Source organism: Stenotrophomonas pictorum JCM 9942, from assembly GCF_001310775.1.
GTDB lineage: Bacteria > Pseudomonadota > Gammaproteobacteria > Xanthomonadales > Xanthomonadaceae > Stenotrophomonas > Stenotrophomonas pictorum.
In genome coordinates this window covers 1-9,088 of record NZ_BAZI01000088.1, presented here as the reverse complement: position 1 = coordinate 9,088, position 9,088 = coordinate 1, and the positions used below count along the sequence as shown (strand labels likewise).

Below are 9,088 nucleotides of genomic sequence, written 5' to 3'. Positions count from 1 at the left end.
AGCGCGTGGCCTGCTCATGGCCCCACCAGCCGGCAAAGCGCGGCAGCGAGGTGTCGCGCGCGTGGCGTTCGTGCACGAAGGCGCCGGCGACCGCGCCGGGGCCGGCGTTGAGGTACTTGTAGTGGCACCACACGGCGAAATCCGGGGCGATGTCATGCAGCGCCAGCGGCACGTTGCCGACCGAATGGGCCAGATCGAAGCCGATATTGGCGCCGTGCGCACGCGCCAGCCGGGTGATCGCGGCCAGATCGAACACCTGTCCGCTGCGATACTGCACACCGGGCCACAGCACCAGCGCCACGCGGCGGTCGTGTTCGCCCAGCGCCCGCTCGATGGCCTGCATCGAGATCGTGCCGTTGGGCTCGTCCGGCTGCACTTCGATCAGATCGGTGGCCGGATTGAAACCGTGGAAACGGATCTGCGCCTCGACCGCATGACGGTCGGTGGGGAACGCACCGGCTTCCATCAGGATCGCAGGGCGCTCAAGGGTCGGGCGGTAGAAGCTGACCATCATCAGATGCAGGTTCACGCTCAGCGTGTTCATCGCGACCACTTCGCCGGGCTGTGCGCCCACCACGCGCGCGAGCGAATCGCGCACCAGGCGGTGATAGCCCATCCAGTGCGTGGGGCCGGTGAAATGGCCTTCCACCGCGATGCTGGACCACAGGTCCATCACTTCCTGCACCATCGCCTTGGCGCCCTTGGGCTGCAGGCCCAGCGAGTTGCCGACGAAGTAGGTCTGGTCGGCGGACTGGTGCTGCGGAATCAGGAACTGGCTGCGCAGGTGGCGCAGCGGATCGGCGGCATCCAAGGCGGTGGCGTGGGCCGGGGACAGGGTTTCGTTCATCGGTACGCAGGTGGCGAGAATGAGCCCGAAGTGTACCTGTCCCGGCACGGTTGCCGGTTGCCTGTTGCGGATGCCGGCAGTGGCGCGGCAGATGGTGCCGGGCGATGGCCGGGGCGCCGTGCGAACCGCACGGAAGGTGCGCTCAGATTTCGGGCGAGGCCGGTGCCGGTAACGGATGCACGGTGCCGCAGCGCTGGCAGCTGCGGTGTTCCAGCGAGGAATGGAACCGGTCGAATACCTTGGGCAGGTCGGTCTCGATGTTCTTCAGGTGGAAGAACTCCTCATAGAGCTTGTGGTTGCAGTGCGGGCAGAACCACATGAAGCCGTCGAGCTCGTGGTCCAGACGCTTGCGCTCGACCACCAGGCCGATCGAGCCGGGCATGCGCTGCGGCGAGTGCGGCACCCGCGGCGGTAGCAGAAAGATCTCGCCGGCGCGGATGGGAATCTCCCGCACCGCGCCGTCTTCCTGCACGCGCAGCACCATCTCGCCCTCGAGCTGGTAGAACCACTCCGGGCCTTCATCCCAGTGGTAGTCGCTGCGGCTGTTGGGGCCGCCGACCACCATCACGATGAAATCGCCGTTCTCGATCATCTTGTTGCCCACCGGCGGCTTCAGCAGGTGGCGATGCTCATCGATCCAGGCGTGCAGATTGAGGGGGAGTGGCAGCATGCGGGGGAGCCTGTGGCGGGAAACGGGCCTGCCCCTGCCGCGGCATCAGCGGCCACAGCAGGGGGTGGGAGGTCAGTGGCGTTTGCCCTTGCGCGGCACGAACGACAGGGCCCTCTCGTAGGCCGGCTGCAGATCTTCCGGGGCGCCCACGTCGATGCCCATCTCGCTGACCCGGCCGTCGCGCAGACTGTAGACCCAGCCGTGCACCATCAGCTTCTGGCCGCGCGCCCAGGCGTCCTGGACGATGGTCGAGCGGCAGGCGTTGACCACCTGCTCGATCACGTTCAACTCGCACAGGCGCGCATGGCGCAGATCCGGGTCGTCGATCTGCGAGAGGATATCGTCATGCTTCTGCGCGACATCGCCGACATGTCGCAGCCAGTTGTCGGCTAGGCCGACGCGCACCTGGTTCAGTGCCGCGTGCACGCCGCCGCAACCGTAATGGCCAACGATCAGGATGTGCTTGATCTTCAGCTGGTCCACCGCGTACTGGATCACGCTCAGGCAGTTCAGGTCGGTATGCACCACCACGTTGGCGACGTTGCGGTGCACGAAGATCTCACCCGGCGCCATGCCGATGATCTGGTTGGCCGGCACGCGTGAATCGGAGCAGCCGATCCACAGGTATTCGGGGTTCTGCTGTTTGGACAGCTGCTGGAAGAATTCCGGATCTTCGCGCTCGATCCGGTCGGCCCAATCACTGTTGTTCTGCAGCAGTTTGCGGATGTCTTTCATGGTCATGCTTCCCTTGCGATCTGGAGGGGGAGGGCGTCGCCGTCATGGAAACGGCGTCGTCGCGGGAAATGGAGGCTGCGCCGCGTCATTGTGGCGTGTCGCGCGATGCGCGGTGGAGCGTCATCCAGTCGGCCAGCTCCTGTGCGCGTGGCGTGGACAGCGCCTGCAGCGCGTGTATCACGGCCTGCTGGTTGGCGGGTGGATGGTTCTGGCCCAGTTTTAGTTTGAGCTGGACCTGCTCGACCACGAAGCGGAATCCGACGATGCCGCGCACTTGACGGCGATGGTCCTCGCGCTGTGGCTCGAACCGCCACTGCTGGCCCACGTCCGCCTCAAAGTGGTCGCTGATATCGACCAGCAGTGCGGCAAGCGCGTCTTCATCGGTGAAGGAGTGCAGTTGTCCGCGCAGCTCGGCCGCCGCGTAGTTCCAGGTCGGAACGCGCGCGGCGCTTTCCTTGTCCGGATACCAGCTGGCCGAGACATAGCCGTGCGGCCCGTCCACCAGGACTTTGGCGGGGGTGCGTTGCCGGGCTTGCGGATTGGGACGCGCCCAGTGCCCGCGCAGCTCGATCTGCTGGTCTTGGCGCCGATACAGCACCGGCAGCCGGGTCAGCTCGGGCAGGCCGTCTTCGCCGGTGGTGAGCAGCGTCACGAACGGGTCGCGTGCCAGCAGCCGGTCCAGCCACTGCAGATCCGTCTCGGCGAAAGCGGCCGGAGTGAACATCCGTGGGGTCAGGCCCGCATGCCAAGCAGCTGGACCATGCGGCCCTGCAACGCGTCGTCATTGTCCGCGTGCGGTGGCTGGATCTCGTGCAGCGAGAAGCCGCGCTGCAGTGCATCCTCCTCGTCGATGCCGTCAAAGGCGACAAACTCGGCATCGAGCAGCTGTGCGCGGGCGGTGTCCTCGCTGTCGTAGCTGAGCGTATTGCCGTCGCTGTCCAGCACCTCGGCGGTGCCGGCCGGACGGATGCGCAGGCGCGCCCAGATCAGGGTGTTGCCCAGTTGCGCCAGCCACCACTGGTCGGTCGCGTTGTCCGAATCGTTCATGTCATTACCTGGGAAAAAAGCCACAGCAGCAGCGCCATGCCCAGCCCGCCGAACATCACCAGCAGCGCGAGGCGCGCCGGGGCTGCCAGTCCGGACAGGGAACGGTCCGGGATGCGGGAGAAGTCGCGGGCCAGCAGCCAGCGCAGGCTGTCGGGTTTGAGGAAAGCGCCGGCGCCGAATTCGGTCGCCAGCGCCGGATGCCGGTCGCGGATATGGATCAGGGTCAGCGGCCAGAAAATCAGGAAGGCGCTGAAGCCGGCAATGGCCACGCCGATGAAGCACAACGCGAAGAACAAGGTCACCGCAGACGCCTCCCTGTCACTGGATCAGAACTCCGCCGAGCCCGGCGCGCGCGGGTAGGGGATCGCGTCGCGGATGTTGCTCAGGCCGCAGACGTATACCACCAGACGCTCGAAGCCCAGGCCGAAGCCGGCGTGCGGCACCGAGCCATAGCGGCGGAAATCGCGGTACCACTGGTAGTGCTCCGGATCCAGGCCGAACTGCGCCATGCGCGCGTCGAGCACGTTCAGGCGCTCCTCGCGCTGGCTGCCGCCGATGATCTCGCCGATGCCCGGGGCCAGCACGTCCATCGCCGCGACGGTCTTGCCGTCATCGTTCAGGCGCATGTAGAAGGCCTTGAAGTGCTCGGGATAGTTGGTCACCACCACCGGGCGACCGACATGCTCCTCGGTCAGCCAGCGCTCGTGTTCGGTCTGCAGGTCCAGGCCCCATTCGACCGGGTAGTCGAACTTCTTGCCCGACTTCTGCAGCAGCGCGATCGCGTCGGTGTACTCGATGCGCTCGAACGGCGCGTTGACGAAGGCTTCCAGGCGGGTGATCGCGTCCTTCTGAACGCGCTCGGCGATGAAGGCCATGTCGTCGGCGCGCTCGTCGAGCACCGCGCGGAACAGGTACTTGAGGAACTCCTCGGCCACGCGCGCGTTCTCGGCCAGATCGGCGAAGGCGATCTCCGGCTCCACCATCCAGAACTCGGCCAGATGGCGGGTGGTGTGGCTGTTCTCGGCGCGGAAGGTCGGACCGAAGGTGTAGACCTTGCTCAGGGCCAACGCGTAGGCCTCGACGTTAAGCTGGCCGGACACGGTCAGGAAGGTCTCCTTGCCGAAGAAGTCGCGGCTGAAGTCGATCCCGCCGTCACCGGTGCGCGGCAGGTTGCTCATGTCCAGGGTGGAGACCCGGAACATCTGACCGGCGCCTTCGGCGTCGGAGGTGGTGATGATCGGGGTGCTGATCCAGTAGAAGCCGTTCTCGTGGAAGTAACGGTGCACGGCCTTGGACAGGCAGTCGCGGATGCGGGTGACGGCGCCGAACAGATTGGTGCGCGGACGCAGATGCGCCACTTCGCGCAGGAACTCCGGCGACATCGGCTTGGGCTGGATCGGGTAGGTCAGCGGATCTTCCACCCAGCCGACAATCTCCAGGCTCTGGCCCTGGATCTCGAAGCTCTGGCCCTTGCCCTGCGACTTCACCAGGGTGCCGGTGGCGATCACCGAGCAGCCCGGGGTCAGCTTCCTGATGTCCTCGAAGTTGGTCAGGGCATCGGTGGCCACGACCTGGATCGGAGCGAAGCCCGAGCCATCGCTGACGTTGACGAAGGCCAGTCCAGCCGAGCCGCGCACCGTGCGCACCCATCCCCGAACCGTGACTTCTCCGCCTTCCGGGAATTTCCCGGCAAGGGCGTGTGCAACGCTGACCACCGTCATGACTTGAATCCTCTGTTGATCGACTCGATCTGTGAATGCGAGATTTTAGCGGCTGTACTGCGGGCAGGCGAGGCATTTATCCACGCTTGCGGTCCGTGGCGGCCGCCCACACCTATAATCGGAACGTAATTCTGCTGGAGTCGTCCCATCATGGCTGTTCATCTGACCCCCGTCGCCCATTCCCGTGTACAGCGCTTTGTCGCCTCCACGCCGGGAGCACTGGGGCTGCGTTTCGGTGTGACCCGCACCGGTTGCTCTGGCTGGGGGCATGTCACCGATCTGGCCCGGGAGCAGCGCGAAGACGATACGGTGTTCGAGCAGGACGGGGTCCGCATCTATGTCGACGCCGATAGCCTGGCGCTGGTGGATGGCACCGAAATCGACTTCGGCAAGCAGGGGCTGAGCGAGACCTTCACCTTCAGGAATCCCAATGCCGCGGCTGAATGCGGGTGCGGCGAGAGCTTCACCACTGACGCCGACAAGGCCTGAGACCAGCATCGCCCGCGGTGTCCGGGGCCGTAGCAATGCCGGGCGCGGGCGCCGCTTCCTGCGCCGGAGCCGCTTTCCTTGCGGCCGCTGGTCGCAGCTGCCATAATTCGCGGCTTCCTGCGCCTCCTGGTGCAGGTTCCTTGCCCCACCTCGATTCAACGCGGGGGGCTGTCCGGCCCATACGGGCCACATCCGAAAGGTAGAAAAACATGAGTCGTCATTACGAAGTCGTGTTCCTGGTCCACCCGGACCAGAGCGAACAGGTTCCGGCCATGATCGAGCGCTACAAGGCGCTGGTCGAGAACGGCAATGGCACCATCCACCGTCTGGAAGACTGGGGCCGTCGTCAGCTGGCTTATCCGATCCAGAATCTGGTCAAGGCCCACTATGTTCTGATGAACATCGAAGCCGACCAGTCGGTTCTGAACGAACTGACCGAAAGCTTCCGCTTCAACGACGCCGTGCTGCGCAACCTGGTCATCAAGCGTGACGAGGCTGACACCGAGCAGTCGCTGATCATGAAGAGCAAGGACGAGAAGGGTGACAAGCCCGAGCGTGGCGAGCGTCGTCGTCGCGACGACGAAGAGGGTGCCACTTCCACCAATGAAGAAGCCGGCGAAGACGCCGCTTCTGCTGAATAAGGAGCGCCACCATGTCCAAGTTCTTCCGTCGCCGCAAGTTCTGCAAGTTCACGGCTGAAGGTGTGAAGGAGATCGACTACAAGGATCTCAACACCCTGCGCCAGTACCTGACCGAGAACGGCAAGATCGTGCCGAGCCGCGTCACCGGTACCAAGTCCAAGTACCAGCGCCAGCTGGCCACGGCCGTCAAGCGCGCCCGTTTCCTGGCTCTGATCCCGTATACGGACAACCACGACGTCTGATTCCGGATTTTCCGGTCTGATCTGCGCGGTTGCGTGCGGAAATCAAACGTAGAACGGATGACGGATGCCTCAGGGCATCCGTTTTCCCACCCGTCCTATTCGGACAGCAAGCGTTGCGGGGCCCTCTGGCGCCGCTAACGAATAACGGAGCAACATCATGAAGCTGATTCTTCTGCAGAAAGTGACCAACCTCGGCGGCCTGGGCGACCTGGTTGACGTGAAGCCGGGCTACGGCCGCAACTTCCTCGTGCCGCAGGGCAAGGCCGTGCCGGCCACCGAGGCCAACGTTGCCGAGTTCGAAGCCAAGCGTGCCGAGTACGAAGCCAAGGCCCAGGCCTCGCACGCCGGCGCACAGGCTCGCGCCGAGAAGCTGGAAGGCGCAAGTGTCACCATCGGTGCGCATGCTTCGACCGAAGGCAAGCTGTACGGCTCGGTCGGCCCGCGTGATATCGCCGAAGCCTTCACCGCTGCCGGCCTGGAGCTGAGCAAGAGCGAAGTGATCATGGGCGAAGGCGCCTTCCGTGCCGTGGGCCAGTACGACGTCACCGTCAAGCTGCACGCCGACGTGGAAGCCACCGTCAAGGTCATCGTCGAAGCCGACGCCTGATCTGCGCTGCCTATGTGCAAGAGGAACGGGCGCCGAAAGGCGCCCGTTTCTTTTTCCGGGGTGAGCCCGGCGCCCGCAGCGCGAGGTGTCGTTATACTCAGTCCCCAGTGCCGTGCTCGTGGCGTTGAATTCCTGAAAATATCAACGACTTGAGAGCGGAAAAGGAACCTTCCGGAATCTTCCCTGCGGTATTGGCCAGCGGCTTCCGGCGCCAGGAAACAGTCTGACTCCATGCGTCTATCCACGATCAAGCTTTCCGGTTTCAAGTCGTTCGTCGACCCCACGACCCTGCACCTGCCCACCAACATGACCGGTGTGGTGGGGCCCAACGGCTGTGGCAAGTCCAACATCATCGACGCCGTGCGCTGGGTGATGGGTGAAAGTTCGGCCAGCCGCCTGCGGGGCGACTCGTTGACCGACGTGATCTTCTCCGGTTCGGCAGGGCGCAAGCCGGTGTCACAGGCGACGGTGGAGCTGATCTTCGACAACACCGACCATACGATTTCCGGCGAGTACGCCTCGTTCAACGAAATCTCGGTCAAGCGCACGGTCAGCCGCGACGGCAGCAGCAACTACTACCTCAATGGCACCAAGTGCCGGCGGCGCGATATCACCGACCTGTTCCTGGGGACCGGTCTGGGGCCACGCAGCTATTCGATCATCGAGCAGGGGATGATCAGCAAGATCATCGAGGCGCGTCCGGAGGACCTGCGCGTGTTCCTGGAGGAGGCGGCGGGCATCTCCAAGTACAAGGAGCGCCGCAAGGAAACCGAAACCCGTATCCGCCACACGCGCGAGAACCTTGATCGCCTCAACGACCTGCGCGATGAGATCAGCAAGCAGCTCGAGCACCTCAAGCGCCAGGCGCGCCAGGCCGAGCAGTACCAGGCGCTGCAGGAAGAGCGTCGGGTCAAGGATGCCGAATGGAAGGCGCTGGAATACCGCGGCCTGGATGGGCGCCTGGGCGGTTTGCGCGAGGCGTTGTCGCGCGAGGAAACCAGGCTGCAACAGCTGATCGCCGAACAGCGCGAGGCCGAGGCACGGATCGAAACCGGCCGCGTGCAGCGCGAGGAAGCGGCGGACCTGCTCAGTCGCGCGCAGGCCGAGTTCTATCAGGTCGGCAGCACCCTGGCGCGGCTGGAGCAGCAGATCCAGCATCAGCGGGAAATGTCCCAGCGTCTGCACAAGGCACGCGATGAAGCGCAGCATGCGCTGGCCGAACTGGGGCAGCACATCAGTGGCGACGAGGCCAAGCTGATGGTGCTGCGCGAAGCGGTGGACAGCGCGGAGCCGCAGCTGGAGCAATTGCAGGAAGACAACGAATTGCGCCAGGAAGCGTTGCGCGAGGCCGAAGCGAAACTGGCCGACTGGCAGCAGCGCTGGGAGGCCCACAACCGCAATACCTCCGAGGCGACCCGCTCGGGCGAAGTCGAACGCACCCGCGTGGACTATCTGGAGCGGCAGATCCTGGAAGCCGAACGGCGGCGTGAGGCGCTGCTTTCCGAGCGGGCCGGGCTGGATCTGGAAGTGCTGGCCGACGCGTTCGAGCAGCTGCAACTGCAGCACGAAACGCAGAAGGCGGCGCTGGACGAACTGAACGAGCAGGTCGAAGAACGCAAGAGGGCGGTGGCCGACCTGCAGGAACAGCAGCGCACCAGCCAGTCCGAACTGGCCGAGGTGCGCAAGCAGGCGCAAAGCGCACGCGGGCGGCTGTCTTCGCTGGAAACCCTGCAGCAGGCCGCGCTCGGTCAGGAGCAGGGGGCAGCGGTGGCGTGGCTGAAGGCGCGCGGGCTGGATTCGGCGGTGCGTGTCGGCGAGCGCCTCACCGTGGAAAGCGGCTGGGAAAACGCGGTTGAAAGCGCGTTGGGGCAGCTGATCGAAGGGGTGCTGGTGGATTCCCCCGAGGCGCTGGTCGACGCGCTGGGGGAGTTGGGCGAAGGCCGCATCGCGCTGGTGTCCGCGGCCACGGAAGCGGCCGATTTCGCCCCGACTTCGCTCGCGGCCAAGGTGCAGGGGCCGCTGGCCATCCGCCGCCTGTTGGCGCGGCTGCATGGGGCCGAAGATCTGGCCCAGGCCACTGCGCTGCAGC

Annotated in this window: 12 protein-coding genes; 5 read left to right on the top strand and 7 right to left on the bottom strand. The window is 65.1% G+C overall.

Features of this window, described 5'->3' with window-relative positions:
- From kynU to asnS, 7 genes are all read right to left on the bottom strand, one after another.
- Window positions 1-847: kynureninase (gene kynU, locus JCM9942_RS06655; RefSeq protein ID WP_054658599.1), on the bottom strand; the 847-nt coding region annotated here is incomplete at its 3' end.
- A 142-nt stretch (window positions 848-989) separates the two neighbouring features.
- Complete coding sequence (locus tag JCM9942_RS06650) at window positions 990-1,517, bottom strand: 3-hydroxyanthranilate 3,4-dioxygenase (RefSeq protein WP_054658597.1); 528 nt, start codon at window positions 1,515-1,517, stop codon at window positions 990-992.
- 72 nt (window positions 1,518-1,589) lie between these two features.
- Entirely contained in the window at window positions 1,590-2,252 is a 663-nt protein-coding gene (can, locus tag JCM9942_RS06645; RefSeq protein ID WP_054658601.1) for a carbonate dehydratase, read from the bottom strand.
- An 85-nt stretch (window positions 2,253-2,337) separates the two neighbouring features.
- Window positions 2,338-2,976, bottom strand: coding sequence for an FMN-binding negative transcriptional regulator (locus tag JCM9942_RS06640; RefSeq protein WP_054658595.1), 639 nt, complete (start codon window positions 2,974-2,976; stop codon window positions 2,338-2,340).
- 8 nt (window positions 2,977-2,984) lie between these two features.
- Window positions 2,985-3,299 carry a hypothetical protein gene (locus JCM9942_RS06635; RefSeq protein WP_054658593.1) on the bottom strand — a complete coding sequence of 105 codons (315 nt, stop codon included), beginning with the start codon at window positions 3,297-3,299 and terminating at the stop codon, window positions 2,985-2,987.
- Window positions 3,296-3,601, bottom strand: a complete 306-nt coding sequence (locus tag JCM9942_RS06630) for a hypothetical protein (protein WP_054658591.1) — start codon at window positions 3,599-3,601, stop codon at window positions 3,296-3,298. Before JCM9942_RS06630 ends, JCM9942_RS06635 begins: the two co-directional genes overlap by 4 nt.
- A gap of 24 nt (window positions 3,602-3,625) precedes the next feature.
- Window positions 3,626-5,020, bottom strand: a complete 1,395-nt coding sequence (gene asnS, locus JCM9942_RS06625; protein WP_054658589.1) for an asparagine--tRNA ligase — start codon at window positions 5,018-5,020, stop codon at window positions 3,626-3,628.
- A 150-nt stretch (window positions 5,021-5,170) separates the two neighbouring features.
- Here asnS and JCM9942_RS06620 point away from each other — a divergent pair, with 150 nt between their 5' ends.
- The 5 genes from JCM9942_RS06620 to smc all read left to right on the top strand — a co-directional run.
- A complete protein-coding gene (locus JCM9942_RS06620; protein WP_054658587.1) occupies window positions 5,171-5,509 on the top strand; it encodes a HesB/IscA family protein in 339 nt (112 codons plus the stop codon).
- A gap of 209 nt (window positions 5,510-5,718) precedes the next feature.
- Window positions 5,719-6,150: a 30S ribosomal protein S6 gene (rpsF, locus tag JCM9942_RS06615; RefSeq protein ID WP_054658585.1), complete on the top strand. Its 432-nt coding sequence runs from the start codon at window positions 5,719-5,721 to the stop codon at window positions 6,148-6,150.
- An 11-nt stretch (window positions 6,151-6,161) separates the two neighbouring features.
- Window positions 6,162-6,392, top strand: coding sequence for a 30S ribosomal protein S18 (rpsR, locus tag JCM9942_RS06610; RefSeq protein ID WP_002804494.1), 231 nt, complete (start codon window positions 6,162-6,164; stop codon window positions 6,390-6,392).
- A 157-nt stretch (window positions 6,393-6,549) separates the two neighbouring features.
- Complete coding sequence (gene rplI, locus JCM9942_RS06605; protein WP_054658583.1) at window positions 6,550-6,999, top strand: 50S ribosomal protein L9; 450 nt, start codon at window positions 6,550-6,552, stop codon at window positions 6,997-6,999.
- 231 nt (window positions 7,000-7,230) lie between these two features.
- Window positions 7,231-9,088: chromosome segregation protein SMC (gene smc / locus JCM9942_RS06600; RefSeq protein ID WP_083468447.1), on the top strand; the 1,858-nt coding region annotated here is incomplete at its 3' end.

Coding starts and splice junctions, on each gene's coding strand:
- JCM9942_RS06650 (WP_054658597.1), bottom strand. CDS start 1,517: ATGCTGCCACTCCCCCTCAATCTGCACGCCTGGATCGATGAGCATCGC.
- can (WP_054658601.1), bottom strand. CDS start 2,252: ATGAAAGACATCCGCAAACTGCTGCAGAACAACAGTGATTGGGCCGAC.
- JCM9942_RS06640 (WP_054658595.1), bottom strand. CDS start 2,976: ATGTTCACTCCGGCCGCTTTCGCCGAGACGGATCTGCAGTGGCTGGAC.
- JCM9942_RS06635 (WP_054658593.1), bottom strand. CDS start 3,299: ATGAACGATTCGGACAACGCGACCGACCAGTGGTGGCTGGCGCAACTG.
- asnS (WP_054658589.1), bottom strand. CDS start 5,020: ATGACGGTGGTCAGCGTTGCACACGCCCTTGCCGGGAAATTCCCGGAA.
- JCM9942_RS06620 (WP_054658587.1), top strand. CDS start 5,171: ATGGCTGTTCATCTGACCCCCGTCGCCCATTCCCGTGTACAGCGCTTT.
- rpsF (WP_054658585.1), top strand. CDS start 5,719: ATGAGTCGTCATTACGAAGTCGTGTTCCTGGTCCACCCGGACCAGAGC.
- rpsR (WP_002804494.1), top strand. CDS start 6,162: ATGTCCAAGTTCTTCCGTCGCCGCAAGTTCTGCAAGTTCACGGCTGAA.
- rplI (WP_054658583.1), top strand. CDS start 6,550: ATGAAGCTGATTCTTCTGCAGAAAGTGACCAACCTCGGCGGCCTGGGC.